The 19,618-nt window shown below is 39.3% G+C and carries 17 protein-coding genes; 13 read left to right on the top strand and 4 right to left on the bottom strand.

Annotated elements, in window-relative coordinates; genetic code table 11:
- The first annotated feature begins 133 nt into the window (after nucleotides 1-133).
- Nucleotides 134-1,237: a DNA replication/repair protein RecF gene (locus AB3G38_RS19250; protein ID WP_367868778.1), complete on the top strand. Its 1,104-nt coding sequence runs from the start codon at nucleotides 134-136 to the stop codon at nucleotides 1,235-1,237.
- Nucleotides 1,230-1,520, top strand: a complete 291-nt coding sequence (locus tag AB3G38_RS19255) for a DUF721 domain-containing protein (RefSeq protein WP_041880746.1) — start codon at nucleotides 1,230-1,232, stop codon at nucleotides 1,518-1,520. The genes AB3G38_RS19250 and AB3G38_RS19255 overlap by 8 nt, the downstream gene beginning before the upstream one ends.
- Before the next feature lie 3 nt (nucleotides 1,521-1,523).
- Here the strand turns inward: AB3G38_RS19255 and AB3G38_RS19260 are convergent, their stop codons facing one another.
- The 3 genes from AB3G38_RS19260 to AB3G38_RS19270 form a co-directional block, all read right to left on the bottom strand.
- On the bottom strand, nucleotides 1,524-1,709 hold the full coding sequence (locus tag AB3G38_RS19260; protein ID WP_068403645.1) for a hypothetical protein: 186 nt from the start codon (nucleotides 1,707-1,709) through the stop codon (nucleotides 1,524-1,526).
- Between the two features lie 56 nt (nucleotides 1,710-1,765).
- Nucleotides 1,766-2,488 (bottom strand): FKBP-type peptidyl-prolyl cis-trans isomerase, encoded by a 723-nt coding sequence (locus AB3G38_RS19265; protein WP_367865411.1) that lies wholly within the window; start codon nucleotides 2,486-2,488, stop codon nucleotides 1,766-1,768.
- An 82-nt stretch (nucleotides 2,489-2,570) separates the two neighbouring features.
- Entirely contained in the window at nucleotides 2,571-2,990 is a 420-nt protein-coding gene (locus AB3G38_RS19270; RefSeq protein WP_068403641.1) for a nucleoside-diphosphate kinase, read from the bottom strand.
- 149 nt (nucleotides 2,991-3,139) lie between these two features.
- Between AB3G38_RS19270 and AB3G38_RS19275 the strand changes: the two genes are divergently transcribed.
- The 8 genes from AB3G38_RS19275 to AB3G38_RS19310 all read left to right on the top strand — a co-directional run bounded on the left by AB3G38_RS19275 (nucleotide 3,140) and on the right by AB3G38_RS19310 (nucleotide 12,153).
- Nucleotides 3,140-4,150 carry a bifunctional oligoribonuclease/PAP phosphatase NrnA gene (locus AB3G38_RS19275; protein ID WP_367865412.1) on the top strand — a complete coding sequence of 337 codons (1,011 nt, stop codon included), beginning with the start codon at nucleotides 3,140-3,142 and terminating at the stop codon, nucleotides 4,148-4,150.
- Between the two features lie 166 nt (nucleotides 4,151-4,316).
- Nucleotides 4,317-5,309 carry an FKBP-type peptidyl-prolyl cis-trans isomerase gene (locus AB3G38_RS19280; RefSeq protein ID WP_183865972.1) on the top strand — a complete coding sequence of 331 codons (993 nt, stop codon included), beginning with the start codon at nucleotides 4,317-4,319 and terminating at the stop codon, nucleotides 5,307-5,309.
- A 70-nt stretch (nucleotides 5,310-5,379) separates the two neighbouring features.
- Nucleotides 5,380-6,147: a TatD family hydrolase gene (locus AB3G38_RS19285; protein WP_367865413.1), complete on the top strand. Its 768-nt coding sequence runs from the start codon at nucleotides 5,380-5,382 to the stop codon at nucleotides 6,145-6,147.
- A gap of 6 nt (nucleotides 6,148-6,153) precedes the next feature.
- The gene (locus tag AB3G38_RS19290) at nucleotides 6,154-7,170 is read left to right on the top strand and encodes an asparaginase (protein ID WP_367865414.1); all 1,017 of its coding nucleotides are present in this window, start codon (nucleotides 6,154-6,156) and stop codon (nucleotides 7,168-7,170) included.
- Nucleotides 7,171-7,189: 19 nt separating this feature from the next.
- Nucleotides 7,190-8,605, top strand: a complete 1,416-nt coding sequence (locus AB3G38_RS19295) for a rhodanese-like domain-containing protein (protein WP_367865415.1) — start codon at nucleotides 7,190-7,192, stop codon at nucleotides 8,603-8,605.
- Nucleotides 8,606-8,612: 7 nt separating this feature from the next.
- Nucleotides 8,613-9,581, top strand: coding sequence for a YpdA family putative bacillithiol disulfide reductase (locus AB3G38_RS19300; RefSeq protein WP_367865416.1), 969 nt, complete (start codon nucleotides 8,613-8,615; stop codon nucleotides 9,579-9,581).
- 79 nt (nucleotides 9,582-9,660) lie between these two features.
- Nucleotides 9,661-10,632, top strand: coding sequence for a polyprenyl synthetase family protein (locus AB3G38_RS19305; RefSeq protein ID WP_367865417.1), 972 nt, complete (start codon nucleotides 9,661-9,663; stop codon nucleotides 10,630-10,632).
- 72 nt (nucleotides 10,633-10,704) lie between these two features.
- A complete protein-coding gene (locus AB3G38_RS19310) occupies nucleotides 10,705-12,153 on the top strand; it encodes a M28 family peptidase (RefSeq protein ID WP_367865418.1) in 1,449 nt (482 codons plus the stop codon).
- A gap of 370 nt (nucleotides 12,154-12,523) precedes the next feature.
- Here AB3G38_RS19310 and AB3G38_RS19315 read toward each other — a convergent pair whose 3' ends face one another.
- Nucleotides 12,524-13,174 (bottom strand): DUF6266 family protein, encoded by a 651-nt coding sequence (locus AB3G38_RS19315; protein ID WP_367865419.1) that lies wholly within the window; start codon nucleotides 13,172-13,174, stop codon nucleotides 12,524-12,526.
- Between the two features lie 387 nt (nucleotides 13,175-13,561).
- Here AB3G38_RS19315 and AB3G38_RS19320 point away from each other — a divergent pair, with 387 nt between their 5' ends.
- The 3 genes from AB3G38_RS19320 (at nucleotide 13,562) to AB3G38_RS19330 (ending at nucleotide 19,606) form a co-directional block, all read left to right on the top strand.
- Entirely contained in the window at nucleotides 13,562-14,590 is a 1,029-nt protein-coding gene (locus tag AB3G38_RS19320) for a LacI family DNA-binding transcriptional regulator (protein ID WP_367865420.1), read from the top strand.
- A 421-nt stretch (nucleotides 14,591-15,011) separates the two neighbouring features.
- Nucleotides 15,012-17,996 carry a SusC/RagA family TonB-linked outer membrane protein gene (locus AB3G38_RS19325; RefSeq protein ID WP_367865421.1) on the top strand — a complete coding sequence of 995 codons (2,985 nt, stop codon included), beginning with the start codon at nucleotides 15,012-15,014 and terminating at the stop codon, nucleotides 17,994-17,996.
- A 26-nt stretch (nucleotides 17,997-18,022) separates the two neighbouring features.
- Nucleotides 18,023-19,606, top strand: coding sequence for a RagB/SusD family nutrient uptake outer membrane protein (locus AB3G38_RS19330; RefSeq protein WP_367865422.1), 1,584 nt, complete (start codon nucleotides 18,023-18,025; stop codon nucleotides 19,604-19,606).
- Nucleotides 19,607-19,618: the final 12 nt, after the last annotated feature.

Raw genomic sequence — 19,618 nt, forward strand, 5'->3', positions numbered from 1 at the left:
TATTTAAATAAAAATTTTCACACTCCCTGTTTTTCGAACCTCCTGAATTAGATGTGAATAGGATAATGATGAAACAAATCTGCAGATCAGCTTCTTTTAACAAAGCTAAACGGTAACTTTGCAGACTCATACTATGTGGTTAAAAAACATTACTCTGCTCAACTTCAAGAATTATTCTGATGCTGATTTACGGTTTTCAAAAACAGTGAACGCATTTATTGGGAATAATGGTGCCGGGAAGACCAATTTACTGGATGCGATTCACTACCTGTGCCTTTGCAAGAGCTATTTCAATCCGATTGACAGTCAGCAGATCAAAACTGCTGAAGAACTTTTCATGATCCAGGGCGATTTTGACCGTCAGGAAAAAAACGAGAAGATCACCTGTGGTGTCAAGAAGAATCAGAAAAAGCAATTTAAGCGGAATAAAAAAGAATATGATAAGCTGGCCAGCCATATCGGGCTGTTTCCATTGGTGATGATTTCGCCCTATGATGTCACCATTATTATGGACGGGAGTGAAGAACGCCGTAAGTTTATGGACAATGTGATTTCTCAAACGGATTCACAGTACCTGGATGAGCTGATGTTGTACAACAGGCACCTGCTCAACAGAAATGCGTTATTGAAACAGATTGCAACCACGCGCCGGTATGATCCTGCCTTACTCGAAATATTCAATGAACAATTGATTGGCTGCGGAGAGAAGATTTTTGCAAAGCGCAAGCAATTTATGGTGGATTATATAGAACTGTTCAATAAATACTATCAATATCTGACCGAAGATGCCGAAGAGGTCTGCTTAAATTATCAATCTCAGCTGAATGATACTCCTTTTGAAACCTTATTGCTTCAATCTGTAGAAAAAGATAAAGTACTCGAAAGAACAACTACCGGAATTCACAAAGATGATCTGATTTTTACGATCCGCGACATGCCTTTAAAGAAGTTCGGTTCACAAGGACAGCAAAAATCTTTTTTGATCGCGTTAAAACTGGCACAATATGCTTATGTGGAAAAATATAAAGGCTTCAAACCTTTATTGTTATTAGATGATATTTTTGATAAGCTCGACGAACGCCGGATGCATAAACTGATGGAAATGGTTTCTCACCATGACTTCGGGCAGATCTTTATTACCGATACCGGAAAAGAAAGAGTGTTGAATATTTTCGATAAGATCAAAGTTCCCGTAACTTTATTTGAAGTAATTAACGGAGGTATACAACATGCGTAAACCTAATGACATGACCCTGAAAGACGCCATTTCGAAAATGCTGTCTGTTTACAGGTTAAAGGGGAAGTTTGATGAAACGGGCGTGGTCGCTATGTGGCCGGAAATTATGGGGACTGCAATTGGAAACCGGACGACGCAAATCTATATTGCGCATAAAAAATTATTTGTCCGGATTGAATCTTCAGTGATTAAAAATGAGCTGTTAATGGTAAGAACCGGCATCATCCAGAAACTGAATGAACGTGCCGGTTCAGAGGTCATCAATGAAATTGTATTTTTATAGTGATTAGCCTTTACTTCCGCCACCAAATATTTTGCTGACTACCCATATAATAAGGGCAAGCACTACTACAACTACAATTATACCGGACCAGACTCCGGCCTTGAAAATCCCCTCTATAAGTTGACAGCTACTTAAAGTTGTCATGACTAAAGCTACTAATGCGAGTGGTAAATATCTTTTAATTTCCATAGTGTGTTAATTTATTCATTCAGAACAAATCACCTGTGAAATGGTTTTTAAAAATATTACTTACCGTTTATTTTTAATAATTCAACTTCAAAAATCAGCGTACTGTAAGGAGGAATATCTTTTCCCATCGCACGTTCGCCATAAGCTAACTGATAAGGGATAAAGAATTTATATTTTGAACCCGGAGACATCAGTTGTAAACCTTCTGTCCATCCTGGAATTACCCTGTTTACTGCAATCGAAAGCGGCTCTTTTCTATCATAAGAACTATCAAATTGTTTTCCGTCCAGTAAAGTGCCTTTATAATTCACCAGTACATTGTCTGTAGGCTTTGGTTTTGGCCCTTCGCCAGGTGTAATCACTATATACTGTAAGCCACTTGCCGTATTTCTAACATTAATCTGTTTCAGATTGCCTTCCAGGAAACTTTTTTCCTTAGCTATCTGTGGTGCATATTTTTCCATGGTAATTGTTTTAAATAGATCTCCGATTGCTTTTTGTGAAGCCTGCTCGTTTAATAACGGCTTTTGTCCCTGAAAAGCATCTTTCAAACCTTTAATCAGTAAATCGTAGTTCAGTGCTTTCAAACCATTGGTTTTTAAGCCGGAACCCATAGAAATACCGAAAGCGTAACTTGCTGAATCTGCAAGGCTGGTCATTCTTGCTGAGGCAACAGCTGATTTTACAGGTGTTTTTTTGGTTGCAGGTTTACGTTTAGTCTGTGCAGTTACCGCATAACCGCAAAAAGGAATCAAAAGGGTAATCATTAATTTCTTCATCTTTAGAATGGGTTCAATGTTGTTGTAACGAAAATAAGCACCCCATAAGAGTGCTTATTTTATAATTTTATTCAGGCAAAAACTAGAAACGTTCAGCAGCAGTGAAAAAGAAATCTCCTTCGATTGCAGCATTCTCATCCGAATCAGATCCGTGAACAGCGTTCGCATCGATAGACTTGGCATATTTTTGACGGATAGTACCTTCCGCTGCATCAGCAGGGTTTGTAGCACCGATTAATTTTCTGAAATCTTCAATAGCATTGTCTTTTTCAAGAATAGCAGCTACGATTGGTCCAGAAGACATGAAGCTAACTAAATCACCATAAAATGGACGATCTTTGTGTACTTCATAGAATTTACCAGCAGTTTCAGCTGTTAATTGAGTGTATTTTAAAGCAATGATTTTGAAACCAGCAGCAGTAATGTCATTGATAATTGCTCCGATATGTCCATTTGCAACTGCATCTGGCTTAATCATTGTAAATGTTCTGTTTGTAGTCATCTTTGTATTATTTATTTTGCAAAATTACATTTTCTATAGTTAATATTAAACATCTAATTAAAAGAAGCTGTCAGAAAATTGTTCAGATGCATCTGATTAAAATTAAGCAGCTTCCTATTTATTAAATTATTAGATTTGCAGCGAAAACTATGCTATCCCTTTCCCAACTCAAAACATTGCTGGCAACGCCGCAGAAAATTGTAATTACTACACACCATAAACCTGATGGCGATGCTATGGGCTCTTCTTTGGGCTTATATGCATATTTGATCCAGAAAGGACACCATGTTAAAGTAATTACCCCAACAGATTATCCGTATTTCTTACACTGGTTACCAAATAACTCTGATGTAATGATTTATACAGAAGCCAAAGAAGAAGCGGAGCAATTAGTTGCTGATGCAGCACTGGTATTCTGTCTGGACTTCAATACCCTGAGCCGTATCAACGAATTAGGAGAAGTGATCCGGAATTCATCTGCCTTTAAAGTCATGATTGACCATCACCTTGATCCTGAAGATTTTGATGATTACAGGCACTGGAGTATCAATGCTTGTGCAGCAGCCCAGTTAGTTTACGACTTTATTGTCAATGAACTGAACGATGGGACAATGATGAACAAAGACATTGCTACCTGTTTATATACCGGTATCATGACTGATTCAGGCTCATTCCGTTTCCCTTCTGCAACTTCTGCAGTTTACCGTATTGGTGCTGATCTGATTGATGCGGGAGCAGAACACTGGCGTATTCACCAATTAGTGTATGACAATGCTACGGAAAACCGCCTGCGTTTTCTGGGGAACTGTCTGACTAATAAACTGGAAATCATCAGAGAATTTAATACGGCTATTATTTCAGTGACCGCCGAAGAACTTAAACGCTTCAGCATCGTTACCGGTGATACAGAAGGTATTGTAAACTATGCACTTTCTATTAATGGGATCAAATTAGCAGCTTTCATCATTGAAAGAACAGATAAAGTTAAATTATCTTTGCGTTCTACTGGTGATTTTCCTGCGAATGAGATTTGTAAGAAGTTTTTCAACGGTGGAGGACACAGAAATGCAGCCGGCGGATATTCAGATTTGAAACTGGAAGGCACGATTGCATACTTTAAATCTATTTTACCGGAGTATAAAACACAATTATTGCAGTAATTAATTTAAAGTTTGCTTAAACTTGCTTTTTGTAAGCGTCTGTTTAAATTCAGACTCCAGAAGAAAAAACAAACAAATAAAATGGAACGTAAAGCGTAGATTGTATAAATTGCAGGATAGTTGAAACGTACCTCATGAAATTAAAATAAAACACAATAAATCTAAAATGAAAAAAACATTAGTAATTCTTTTTGCCGCTACACTTGGTTTAGCAGCTTGTAACAACTTCAAAAAAGGTCCGGGAGGCCTGATGTACACGATCCACAAGACTGAAGGAAAAGATAAAATCGTTGAAGGTGACATTATCAAAATCAATGCAATCCAGAAAACTGAGAAAGATTCAGTAACCAGCAGTACTTATGATATTCAGCAACCAGCTGTATTCCCTGTATCTAAAAAACAATGGGCAGGAGATATCTCTGACGCTTTAATGTTATTAGCAGAAGGTGATAGTGCTACTTTCAAAATTGACCTGGATTCAATGGCTAAATATTCAAACCAGCCAAAACCAGCTACTCAAAAAGATAAATACATGGTTTTCACTGTGAAAATCGAAAAAGTAATGCACAAAGCTAAAGGCGAAGCCGATTCAACTTTCCAGAAAAAAGCTACTGAGTTTTTCCAGAAAGATTTCCAGGCTACAGTTGCGAAACATAAAGCTGCTGAAGCAGGTAAAATCAAAAACTTTATCGAAGACAATAAACTAAAAGTACAAACTACTGCTTCTGGTTTACAATATGTAATTACAGCTCCTGGTGATGCACAAAGAGCTACACCTACAGATACTTTAATGGTAAATTACACAGGTAAATTACTAACTAAAAAATCTGATGGTAAAGAAAGCATTTTTGATACAAGTATCGAAAAAGTAGCTAAAGAATCAGGTAAATTCAATGCAATGGCACAATATGGCCCACGTCCATTTACTATTGGAAGAGCAATTCCAGGATTTGACGAAGGTTTGAAGTTAATTGGTAAAGGTGGAAAAATCACTTTAATCATTCCTTCAAAATTAGCTTACGGTGAAGGTGGAATGCCACAAGGCGGTATCACTCCATTCTCTCCATTAGCTTTTGATGTTGAAATTACTGACATCAAAAAACCTACAGGTGCGCCTGCTGCTGCTGCGCCGGTTATGGCTCCTGCTGCTAAAAAATAATTTTGATTTTAATCAAACGTATAGACCCTGTCCGGTAATCCGGACAGGGTTTTTTTATTAACTTTGTTTTATGTTTTTAACCGATACGCATACGCATTTGTATTACGAAACGGAGGAGGAAAAACAGGCGCTGCTTTTTCAGCGCTGTTTCGAAAATAAAATAGACCGTTTATTCCTTCCTAATGTTGATATCTCTTCCATCGCAAAAATCGATGATCTGGTCAGAAAGTATCCTGATAACTGTTTTGCAATGGCAGGTCTGCATCCTTGCGAGGTCAGGGAAGGCTATCAGGAAGTACTGAAAGAAATTCATCAAAGCATGGAAGGCAGAAAGATTTATGCTATCGGCGAGATCGGTATTGACCTTTACTGGGATAAAACTACGCTGGGAATACAGCAGGATGCCTTTTATGAACAAATCAGCTGGGCTAAAGAATTAAAGCTTCCGATCGTGATTCATTGCAGAGAAGCTTTCGATGAAGTATTTGAAGTACTGGAAGCAGAAAAAGGAGCGGATCTGAGAGGAATTCTTCACTGCTTTACCGGTAATCTGGAGCAGGCACAAAGAACTATTGAATTAGGTTTCTATTTAGGGATAGGTGGTGTGGTTACCTATAAAAAGGCTGGCCTGGACGAAGTACTTTCACATATTGAGCTGGAACACCTGGTGCTGGAAACAGATTCGCCATACCTTGCTCCAGTGCCATACAGAGGCAAACCTAATGAAAGCAGCTACCTGGTGCACATTGCACAGAAAGTTGCTGACATTTATCATATCCCTGTGGAAAAAGTAGCAGAAGTAACTACAGCTAACTCTATCAAAATATTTAACGTCTAGCTTTACATGACAAAAATTCTCATTATCTATACAGGTGGAACTATCGGTATGGTCAACAACCCGCTAACGGGTTCATTAATTCCTTTTGATTTTGAACAGATCCAGCAGAATGTACCTGAACTGGCCCGTTTGAATTATCACTTGTCGGTACACTCTTTTGACCCCATTCTGGATTCTTCCAACATGGATCCCATTATCTGGGCAGAGCTGGCCGGAATTATAGAAGATACCTATAACGATTATGATGGATTTGTTGTATTGCACGGTTCTGACACGATGGCTTACACTGCCTCTGCACTGAGCTTTATGCTAAAGAACCTGGCCAAGCCAGTAGTACTGACCGGTTCACAGCTCCCTATCGGAGAAATCCGGACAGATGCTAAGGAAAACTTAATCACAGCTCTTGAAATTGTAGCTACTAAAATTAACGGCGTAGCGATGGTGCCGGAAGTTTGTATTTATTTTGACTATCAACTGTTCCGCGGGAACCGCTCTATCAAATATAATTCGGAGAAATTCGAAGCTTTTCAATCTCCAAACTATCACATTCTGGCAGAAGCAGGAGTAAGCCTTTCTTTCTATACGAATTATATTCATGATCTTCCGCAAGAACCCTTAGTGGTGCAGTCAAATTTCAATGCCAATATCGGGGTGCTGAAATTATATCCGGGTATTACCCCTCAGGCTGTTCAGGCGATTACCACTTCATCCGTAGATGCAATTGTGCTGGAAACCTTCGGATCGGGTAATACAACGACTGCACAGTGGTTTATTGACAGTTTGCAAGCTGCCATAAACCAGGGTAAACTGATTGTTGACATTTCGCAATGTCAGGGAGGCTCAGTTGAACTGGGTAAGTATGAAACCAGTAAAAAACTACAGCAAATGGGTATTATCAGCGGATTTGATATGACATTTGAGGCGACCGTAACCAAGTTAATGTATTTGATGGGTCAAAATCTTACCAATGCTGAAATTGCCGGGCTAATGGAGCAATCTTTGCGCGGTGAGTTAACAGCGTAATATAAAAACAATATTCCAGATGAAGATAGAACAAATTTATACAGGCTGTCTGGCCGAGGCAGCTTACTATATTGAGAGCAATGGAGAGGCGGCAATTATTGATCCTCTAAGGGAAGTTCAGCCTTATCTTAAAAAGGCTAAGCTGGCTGGTGCGACCATCAAATATATTTTTGAAACACATTTTCATGCCGATTTCGTTTCCGGGCACGTTGATCTTGCTCAGCATTCAGGGGCTAAAATTATTTACGGACCTACTGCACAAACGACTTTTGATTCCTATATCGCGCAGGATGGAGAAACATTTAAAATCGGAGATTTAACAATCACGACTTTACATACACCGGGTCATACCCCAGAATCTACTACCTATTTACTGAGTGACAAAGACGGCAAGCCTTACTGTATTTTCACAGGAGATACGCTTTTTATCGGTGATGTTGGCCGGCCGGACCTGGTACAAAAAGGTGCACAAACAGCTGAAGAGATGGCTGGAATCTTATATGATTCTTTACAATCTAAAATTCTTTCTTTACCGGATGATGTGCTGGTTTATCCGGCTCATGGCGCAGGTTCTGCCTGTGGTAAACATATGAGTAAAGAAACATTTGATACTTTAGGACATCAGAAAGAAGTTAATTACGCGCTTAAAACAGCTAACCGGGAAGATTTTATTCAACAGGTAACGGAAGGTACTTTACCTCCGCCACAATATTTTGCGAAGAACGCAGCCATCAATAAAAATGGCTATGAAAGTTTTGCTCAGGTAAAAGAAAAGGGATTAATTCCAATGGAGCCCGAAGAATTTGAAGCTACGGTAAATCATATGGGTGCATTAATCCTGGATACCCGGGATCCGCAGGACTTTGCCGGATCTTTTATCCCATCGTCAATTAACATTGGGCTGAATGGACAGTTTGCCCCCTGGGTAGGTGCCTTGATTACTGATTTGAAGCAGCCTTTACTGCTGATTGTAGAAGAAGGAAAAGCGGAAGAGGCGATTACCCGTCTGGCAAGGGTCGGTTATGACCATACTATTGGCTATCTGGAAGGCGGCATCAGTGCATGGATAGCCGCAGGTAAGGATGTAGAAACTATTGGTTCAGTAGCTGTTGCTGAATTTGAAGAAATGATGCACATCCATCCGGATTTAAAAGTACTGGATGTCCGTAAGCCCGGAGAATATGAGGCCGGACATTTAGAATGTACTTTAACCCGTCCGCTGGATTATATCAATGACTGGACGAATGAAATCAATCCTTCAGCAACCTATTATATCCACTGTGCAGGAGGTTACAGGTCAATGATTGCTGCTTCCATCCTTAAAGCAAGAGGTGTAGAGAACGTAATTGATATCAAAGGCGGTTATGCTGCAATTCGTTCTACAAGTCTTAAACGCACGGATAACTCTGCAGCAGCCAAAGAACTTAAATCCTGATTTGTTTATGGAAGAATATGATGTGCTGATTATAGGTGCCGGCCCGATTGGAATGGCCTGTGCAATAGCGGCCAGAAAGGCGGGGCTTAAATATATTATTGTAGAAAAGGGTGCGTTGGTAAACAGCTTGTATAACTATCCTGTTTTTATGACTTTTTTCTCTACTTCTCAAAAGTTAGAGATTGGAGAAGTGCCGTTTGTGAGCATCAATCCTAAGCCGAACCGGAATGAGGCAGTAGAATATTATCGCCGGGTGGCAGAGAAATTTGATTTACAGATTCATCTTTTTGAAAAGGTACAGGAAGTTAGTAAAATAGCAACTGGTGAATTTGAGGTTCAGACTTCTAAAAGATCTTATAAAGCTAAAAATGTGATTATCTCCACAGGGTTTTATGATGTGCCTCTTTTAATGAATATTCCCGGAGAAGATCTGCCTAAAGTTGCACATTATTATAAAGATCCGCATTTATATGCTTTCCAGAATGTCGTGGTGATTGGTGCAAATAATTCTGGTATAGATGCCGCACTGGAAACTTACCGCAAGGGAGCAAAGGTTACTTTGGTTATCCGTAATGCTGAAATAGGCTCTTATGTGAAATACTGGGTACGCCCGGATATTGAAAACAGGATTAAAGAAGGAGAGATCAAAGCTTATTTCAATTCAGAAGTGACTGCGATTACTGAAGATAGCGTGACTATCAAAACTCCGGAAGAAACGATTACCATAGCTAATGATTGGGTGATTGCGATGACTGGTTATCAGCCTGATTTTGAGATGCTGAAAAAACTGGGTGTAAAACTGGATGGTGAATCAGGTACTGCTCCTGCTTATAATCCGGAAACTATGGAAACAAACTTACCAGGTTTATACCTTGCAGGGGTCGTTTGCGGAGGGATGGACACGCACAAATGGTTTATTGAAAATTCCAGGGTTCATGCAGAACAGATCTTTCAGCACATTGCTTTAAAGCAATAAACTTAATAAGTCAATTTTAAAATTTCATTCAAGCAGAATTAACTGAATTTAGTTAAGTTTGCAAATATTTCAAACCTGAATGCCGGGAATAAATCAGATTAAGAAACCCATAGCCGCAGATATAGCAGTCTTTGAAGAAAAGTTCAAGGCCTCCATGCATAGTGATGCTCCATTATTGGACCGGATCACACACTATATCGTCAAGAGAAAAGGTAAGCAGATCAGACCTATGTTTGTTTTCTTTGCCGCTAAACTTTGCGGAGGGATTATTGAGTCGACACATCGTGGTGCTGCTCTGGTTGAATTATTACACACCGCGACACTTGTTCATGATGATGTAGTGGATAATGCTTATGAGCGCAGGGGCTTTTTTTCTATCAATGCTTTATGGAAAAATAAGATTGCCGTACTGGTTGGTGATTATTTGCTGGCCAAAGGACTTTTGCTTTCTGTAAATAACAATGAATTCCGCCTTTTGCAAATTGTTTCTGAAGCAGTTAAGCAAATGAGTGAGGGAGAGTTATTACAAATTGAGAAGGTGCGGAGGATGGACATTGGAGAGGAACTTTATTTTGATGTGATCCGTCAGAAGACTGCGTCACTGATAGCTTCTTGTTGTGCTTGTGGTGCTGCATCCGCTGGTGCGGACGATGAAACCATCGAAAAGATGCGTTTATTTGGCGAGAAGGTTGGTATTGCTTTCCAGATTAAGGATGATACTTTCGATTTTGGGACGGACGATGTGGGTAAACCTTTAGGGATAGATATTAAGGAAAAGAAAGTTACACTTCCATTAATTTATGCTTTAAATCGTGCGGAAAAGGCGGAGAAAAAGAAAATGATCAACCTGGTTAAGAATCACAATGACGAACCTGCCAAAATACAGCAGATCATTGATTTTGTGAACGAAAAGCAGGGGGTACATTATGCCAATGAGAAAATGGCGCAGTATCAGCAGGAAGCATTTGATATTTTATATACTTTTGAAGAGAGTGAAGCCAGAACAGGGCTTGAACAACTAGTTCGTTATACTACAGAACGTAAAAAGTAACAATTCCCATACAGTATCTTTTTGTCCTTATATATTTTAATTAAAAGCTTATTTTAATCGAAATATATTTCCATGAAGATACTTTTCTCTCTCTTTTTCGCCGGGCTGGCAGTTTCTGCACATGCTCAGGATAATTTCGGTCAAACTTTTAGTCAGATTAATACGGATGTACAGGAACATTCAAAGGCTTATGGCACTTTGAAGTCTGCTACGGAAACTATTGGTCACCGTTTAACTGGTTCTGTAAATGGAGCCAAAGCGGAAGCGTATGCTTTTAATTTATTTAAATCTTATGGGTATGATGTGCGTTATCAGCCTTTCGAGGTAGAAAGCTGGAGCAGAATCAGTAATGAGACCAGGGTAGGTGAAGCTGGTTCGTTAAAAGTTGTTCCTTCTGTAGCTTTGGCACATTCTCCGGTAAAGTCTGCTGTTTCAGCTGGGCTGGTTGATCTGGGAAATGGTTTAGAGGGTGATTATACAAAGGATGCAGGTTTAGTGAAGGGTAAGATTGCTTTGGTTTATCTGGGGGTATTACCTGGATCGCCTGCGGGGACTGCTTCTTTGCACCGTTCTGAAAAAACAGCGCTTGCGATTAGTCATGGTGCTGTTGGAATTATTATTATTAACGGGGTTAAAGGTGGTGTTTTGTTAACCGGAACGGCTTCGGTAACGGGTAAGTTGATTTCTATTCCTGCAGTTTGTATTGGTTTAGAGGATGGAATGCGGTTAAAGGAGGAGTTGAAGTCCAGGCCTCAGTTCGCGAGTTTGACTATGACGAATTTCTCGGGTATGATTAAAGCAAGAAATGTAATTGCGACTTTAAAAGGAGATTCTTTGCCGGATGAAAAGATTCTGGTTGGCGGGCACCTGGATAGCTGGGATCTGGCTACTGGTGCAATTGATAATGGAATTGGTTCTTTCGCAGTGATAGATATGGCGAGATCTTTTAAGGTGTTGAAGTTGAAGACCAAAAGAACGGTAGAGTTTATTTTGTTTATGGGGGAAGAGCAAGGGTTATTAGGATCTAAGGCTTACATCGCACAGGCGGAAAAAAAGGGGGAGTTGGGAAAAGTGAAGTTTATGCTGAATTATGATATGACCAATGATCCGAAGGGTTTTGCAACGAGCAGGGCAGAGATGAAAGGATTGTTTACGAGCTGGGGGGAAGAGATTGTGAAGATTGATACGGGTTTCAAGAATGTATTCGTTTTTGGAGCGTGGTTGCATAGTGATCACCAGCCTTTTATGCTGGAAGGGATTCCTACTGGTGGTGGTGCTGGTGGGGAACTGCCTAATCATTCTGGACAGTTTTATCATTCTGATGGGGATAGTTTCAAATTGGTAGATGAGCAGGGGCTGAAGAATACGGTCAGGTATAGTGCAATGCTGACTTATGGGCTGGCTAATACGAAGGTTCTTCCGGTTGGGAAACAGTCTGATGAGGATTTAAAAGGATTTTTGAGACAGAATAAGTTGGAAGAGCCGCTGAGGATTGCGGGGGAGTGGAGGTGGGATAAATAAGTCGTTCCTCCGAAAAAAAACAATATACCATGTTCGGCCGACGTTTCCTTAGCCCGAAGAGGGCATGAAACGAATGTCCTCACATTGGTATATTGTTTTTTTTCTGGTATCTCCATATTTGGGGTGGGGTTAGTTAGGATTGTTAGTTAGGATTGTCAGGTAGGGATTGTTAGGCAGGATTGCCAGGAGGGATAGTTATGGTAGGATGGTCAGGTAGGGATAGTTATGCAGGATGGTCAGGATAGATAATAGGAGTACGTGACCGGCCAGAAAGATTAGCGGAATATGGTATTTGATAGGAACTGCTTGCTCACTACCATTTTATTGATATGATTTTATTTTGATCAGGCAGTAATAATATTTTGGAAATTTAATTCGTAAATCTTCCGCAATACACGCTTTTGGAAACTTCATCACTCATGATGTCTTTAAAAGCGATGAATACTTCATAAGTGTTATTTTTGATGTAACCGGGTTTCATGGGAAAAGTATGTTTGAGTTCATCCCTTTGTGCACCGCTGTAATTGGCATGTACACGCCCGAAGTTTTTGTTATATAATAAAATGATGGCACGATCGTTTGGATTGCCTGTGGCTGTAATATCTTCATCCCAGGTGAAATTAAAGGCATTTTCTGATACGATAACCTTGACGTTTTCAGGTTTTAGGAGTGCTCCGTCTGCCACTAATACAGCATCCCAGTTCATTTCCTGGTCAGGGAATTCCCCCTTGATGGCATGCAGCAGGTTAACAGATTTAGCGGCATTGTTTGCAGTGATGTTCCGTTCTTCCGCCAGGTGTTTGAATCCTGTTCTCAGGAAAGGCTTAACCTGTTTTAAAAAAGGAGTTAATACCTTCAGTTTACCGTTCTGCGCCTGCTGAGGAATCGTTCTTACCCTTTTTTTATGGGGTTTTGCTGGTAATGTACGGGCACAGACCTTATTCTTCCACTGATAGATCACAATATTTCCTATTCTTCCTCTGATACCTGCTAATAAAGAGCCTTCCTGTAAAATTGCCATAATCTTGTCTGGTTAGTTTCAACAATATACGTAATTATTGAGCAATAGTGTAGTAAATAATTTTTATTTAAAAAATAATTCACCTTAAGTTTAGTTGTTATTCGATAGCGATTGAGTGAAGTTTGAAGGGGATGTGAAACCTCTCCGAATGACGTCTGAACAAAGTAGGTCTAGTGCATTGATGGTCAGTGAGTTATGGCAGGCGTATTTAGGGTCTTTTTTCGGCTGATTTCCGGTTGATTTCCGGTAGTTATATCGTTAGGTAATGGACTGGGGCTCTGTCCTCTAAAAAGAAAGGAACTTAGAAAGGGGAACGCTATTTAAATTAGGAGAGCTTACTGATTTTCGATTATATTTACCCTGTAAAAAATAATTGCAAAAGCGTAGATGCGTAATATCAATATCAAAGAACTGGCGAAAGCGCTTAATTTATCGACTTCAACTGTTTCCAGGGCTTTTCGGGATAATAGTGATATTAGCAAAGAAACTAAGGATAAGATCCTGGCCGCAGCAAAAGAGCTGAATTATCAGCCGAATCATTATGCGAGTAATTTAAGGGAACAGCGGAGTAAAACGATTGCAGTTATTGTTCCCGAATTAGCCAATCATTTCTTTTCACAGGTAATTCATGGGATTGAAGGCGTAGCCAGGGCTAAGGGCTACCATATCCTGATCTATGCCACGGATGATGATTATGAGAAAGAAGTTTCTTTTATCAGGCATTTACACAATGGACGCGCTGATGGGATTATCATGTCGGTATCCGGAGAGGCGAATGATCATAATTATCTGAATGAGCTGAATCAGCAGCGGTTGCCACTGGTTTTCTTTGATCGCGTTTATGAAGATATTAGTACACCAAGGGTAATCACAAATGATTATGACAGTAGCTTTTCGGCAGTACAGCATTTGATTAAGCAAGGCTGTGAACGGATCGCGTGTCTGGTGATCAATAAGAATTTATCAATTGGTAAAACCAGGATGCAGGGTTATCTGGATGCATTGGAAAAATATAATATCCCTTTTGATGACCGGTTGATTGTGGATTGCACAAATAGTTATAAACGCAATAATGTAATTCTGAAAGATATGTTCAAAAGGTTAAAGCCGGATGGGATCTTTACTTCAGTTGAGCGTTTGGCGTTTGCCACTTATTATGCTTGTTACGATCTGGAAATTACTATCCCTGATCAGGTGAAGGTTGTCGGTTTTTCAAGCCTGGAAATCGCACCCTTGCTTAATCCTTCTTTAACGACAGTAACTCAGCCGGCTACTGCGATTGGGATGGAGGCAGCTTCACTTTTATTCAAGATGCTGGAACATCCGGAATCAGTGAATGTCAATGAAAAAATTGTACTTGACTCTAAGTTAATGAAGCGGAATTCTACCGCTGTTCTGCCGTTAAAAAAACGTTAAATTTCTATTAAAAATCGGGGCTTTTTGAACAGAAATTTCCTGGGTTCTCCGGAAATACGCAGAATTTAAGTTTTTTTTCCTGTCGCCATTGTTAATAACGTTCTTCTTCTTCGGGAACGTTCCCGGTATCGTTCCCGGAAATCAGTCAAAAAAACACTTAGTGTAAAAAAAACACTTTTATTGGGTTAAAATTGGATATAAATTATTGATTTACAGTTTTTTGATTCTGTGTTTTGGAGGAATGAATCGGAAAAACATGTAGAATTTATTAAGGTGTTTTGGTCTTTTTGTAATATTAAATATTGTGTTAAAAAATTATTTGATATTAAATTTTGAAATATGATCCTCGAATGTAAATTTACGAGGTGTGTAATACACAGTCTATATTATCCAAATATATAACCTAAATAAGTTATTAAATATGAAAGTATTTTACGTGATGAAGTATTGTCTGCTATTGGTTTTAACCATCTCAGCATTGGCAGTACAAGCACAGACCGGTGCGATAACTGGTAAAATTATTGATGAAACCGGTATAGGACTTCCGGGAGCTTCAGTACTGGTGAAAGGCCAGGGCAGAAGCGCAAGTACAGATGCAAATGGTAACTTCAAAATTGTTGGTATACCTAATGGTGCAGTTACTTTAACAGCAAGCTATATCGGGTACAGTTCTCTTGATCTTAACGTTACAGTAAAGGGAAATACAGTAGCAAACTTCTCGCTGAAGCCAGATGCGCAGAACTTAAATGAAGTTGTTGTGATTGGTTATGGTACTTCTCAGAAAAAAGACCTGACAGGATCAATCACTACAGTAAGTTCCAAAGATTTTCAGGCGGGTAACATTACTACACCAGAGCAATTGATTGCTGGTAAAGTAGCCGGGGTATCTATCGTTTCCAATGGCGGACAGCCGGGCGGCGGAAGTACAATCCGTGTACGTGGTGGTGCTTCTTTAAATGCAAGTCAGGATCCGCTGATTGTAGTGGATGGTGTACCTTTCAGCAATAATTTACTGCCGGGCGCCCTTACTGCAAATGCGATTTCAGGAGTAGCCAATCCATTGAGCTTAATTAATCCAAATGATATTGAAACTTTCACTGTTTTAAAAGATGCGAACGCAACTGCTATTTATGGGTCAAGAGCTTCAAACGGGGTAATTTTAATTACGACTAAAAAAGGTAAATCTGGCGCACCAAGCATTGATTTCAGTACAGTTAACTCTTATGCCACTGTAGCAAGGAAAGTAAAAGTACTGACAGGTGATCAGGTTCGTGCGTATGTAAATGCAAATGGTACTGATGCTCAAAAAGCATTATCAGGTACTGCAAATACAGATTGGCAGGACGTGATTTTCAATAATGCTTTTTCTACAGATAATAACCTGAGTATCTCAGGGACTTTCAAAAATGTTCCTTACCGTGTTTCGGGTGGTTATTTAGACCAGAGAGGATTATTATTAACAGACCGTATGACCAGAGCATCAGGCGGGTTAACACTGAATCCTACTTTCTTTGATAAACATTTAAAAGTTGACCTGAGTTTAAAAGGGACATTGAGTGAATCGCATTTTGCAAACCAGGATGCGGTATTTCAGTCTGTTCAATTTGATCCGACACAGCCTGTTTATGCGAATAATAAATTTGGTGGATACTTTGAGTGGATCGGTTCTTCAGGACAGTTAAATCCCAATGCACCCAGAAACCCGCTTGGATTAATCGAACAGAAAAATGATATTGGTAAAACAGACAGAAGCTTCGGTAATTTAAGACTGGATTACTCTTTCCATTTTCTGCCTGAATTACATGCGAATGCAAATGTAGCTTATGATGTTTCCAAAGGATATGGAACTACATTTATTCCGGCGTATGCTGCACAGAAATTTTCGCAGAGCGGTTCCGCTACGCAGTATGAGCAGGTTCAGCATAATAAAGTGGCTGAATTTTATTTAAGCTATATCAAAGACCTGAAGGGTATCAATAGTAATATTAATGCAACTGCTGGTTATGGTTATTATGATAATGCCACAACGGTTTATAACTTTACAGATTATAATGCAATAGGTGGAGTACAGAAATTACCTGTGTTTCCATATGATAAACAGCAAAACAGATTATTGTCTTATTATGGACGTCTGGTTTATACCCTGGCAGATAAATATATTCTATCAGGAACAATGCGTGCCGATGGAGCCTCTAAATTCAATCCTGAAGGCCGCTGGGGATATTTTCCTTCAGCAGGTTTTACCTGGAGAGCAATTGATGAGGATTTCCTGAAAGACAATAAAGTGCTTTCTGATTTAAAACTTCGCTTAAGTTATGGTATCACTGGTCAGCAGGACGGAATCAGTAACTATAGCTATTTACCTAACTATAGCAACAGTACCAACGAAGCTCAATATCAGATTGGTGATAAATTCTATCATTTGTATACCCCTCTTGCTTATGATAAAAACCTGAAATGGGAAACTTCAACAACTTATAATGCAGGTTTGGATTATGGCTTGTTCAATGGAAGGGTTTACGGTAGTGTAGATGTGTATTACAAAAAAACCAAAGATTTGTTAAGCCTGATCCCGATTGCAGTTGGAACTAATTTTAGCAATCAGCTGGTTACCAATGTTGGAAATATGGAAAACAAAGGTATTGAAGCCAGTATCAATGTCAGTCTGATTAAAAGTGCAGATGTAAACTGGGATATGGGCTTTAACTTCACGTACAACAAAAATAAAATTACCAATCTGTCTTTAAATCCTAATCCTGATTTCAAAGTGGGTACGATAGCGATAGAAGGAACAACAGGCACCACAATCCAATGGAACTCTGTAAATTATAATCCTAACTCATTCTTAGCTTATAAGCAGGTTTATAATGCAAATGGCGTGCCTATCGAAGGTGTATATGCTGATCTGAACAATGATGGAAAGGTAAATGAGCAGGACAGATATTTTTACAAATCACCTGCACCTAAATTTATTATGGGCTTTACTACTGCCTTTAGCTACAAAAAATGGACTTTAAGTACCGTGTTACGTGCGAATATCGGCAACTATGTTTATGATAATATCTCTTCAAACTTAGCAGTAAGCAAAAATATTTTAAGTCAAAGCGGATTATTGAATAATGCCCCTGCTTCGTTTTACGATACCAACTTTACAAGCAATCAGTTTCTGAGCGATTATTATGTGCGTAATGCTTCTTTCCTGAAAATGGATAATGCGGGCATCGCTTATAATTTCGGTCGCATTTCACCAAATTCAAAAGCAAATCTGCGTATTACTGCAAATGTTCAGAATGTATTTGTGATTTCTGATTATAAAGGTCTTGATCCTGAAATCAGTAGCGGAGTGGATTACAAATTGTATCCAAGACCAAGAACATACAGTTTAGGGCTTAATGTTGGGTTTTAATAAATTATAATTTAAGAAAGAGAGAGATGAACAATCTATTCAAAATATTTACAGCAGCTGTCTTTGTTGCAGCAACATTTTCATCTTGTAAAAAAGATCTGGTATTAAAACCAACTAATGATCTGACTTCAGATCTGGTTTATGCTAATCTTGCAGGTTATAAACAAGTGCTTGCCAAAGCTTATGCAAGTTATGCAACAACGGGTCCGAAAGGGTCTGGTGATAGTGATCTGGGTGGTATTGATGCTGGAACATCAGATTTTATACGTTTATACTGGAATGCGCAGGAGTTAACTACTGACGAAGGTATTTGTGTATGGAATGACCCGGGAGTTTATGATTTAAACTATCTGACTTATACTGCTGACAATGTCCTGCTGCGTGGATTATATACCAGAAGTTTATACCAGATTACCATTGTCAACGAGTTTCTTCGTGAAAGTACACCGGCGAAATTAGCTTCACGTAATATTACAGGTAATGATGCAGCTGAAATTGCTAAATTCAGATCAGAAGTAAGATTTTTACGTGCCTACCAATATTGGGTGTTAATGGATTTGTTTGGTAACCCTCCATTTATCACTGAAGCCAATGAAATTGGTGTTGTTGCACCACAGCAAATTAAACGTGCTGATTTATTCAAATATGTAGAAAGTGAGTTGTTAGCTATCGAGCCGGAATTAACACCAGCTAATGAATATGGCAGAGTAACCAGAGGTGCAGACCAGCTATTACTGTCCCGTTTATATTTGAATGCTTCAGTTTATACAGGAACAGCTAAAAATACAGAAGCAGTTACTTATGCCAGTAAAGTAATTGGAGGTACGTATGCTTTGCAGCCGGCTTACCGTAATTTATTCCTTTCGGATAATGACAAGAATAACCCGGAAGTGATTTTATCCATTAATTATGATGGTATCCTGACTCAGAACTTTGGAGGTACAACTTTTTTGACGAATGCATCCATTAACGGAGATATGAAACCTGCTGATTTCGGGATTCCAGGTGGTGGTTGGGGTGGTATCCGTACCCGTTCAACTTTACCAGCTATTTTCGGTATATCCGGTGCTTTCACCAGCAATCCGGATTCAAGAGCAATGTTTTTTGGAGATAAATCTTCGAATGATGATGTAGGCGTATTTACTGATGGGTTACGTGCGGTCAAATTCAGAAATGCAGATCGGAATGGTAATCCTGGCCCCTCTAATAATGGTACTTTCTGCTCCATTGATTTTCCTTTATTTCGTTTACCTGAAGCTTATTTAAATTATGCTGAGGGTGTTTTACGTGGAGGAGCCGGTGGTTCCCTTAGCCAGGCTATCGAATATGTAAATAAATTGCGCCGCCGTGCTTATGGTAATGATTCGGGTAATGTGACTACGTTGAATTTAGATGGTGTATTGGCTGAAAGAGCTAAAGAATTCTTCTGGGAGGGTTACAGACGTACAGATTTAATACGTTTTGGTAAGTATACTGACGGTTCTTATTTATGGCCGTTTAAAGGAGGAGTTAAAGCAGGACGTGGTGTAGAAGCATTCCGCAGTATTTTTCCATTGCCTTCAGCAGATGTAATTGCAAATAGCAACTTAACTCAAAATTCTGGTTATTAATTTAAAATCTGG

It is taken from the genome of Pedobacter sp. WC2423 (assembly GCF_040822065.1).
Taxonomy (GTDB): domain Bacteria; phylum Bacteroidota; class Bacteroidia; order Sphingobacteriales; family Sphingobacteriaceae; genus Pedobacter.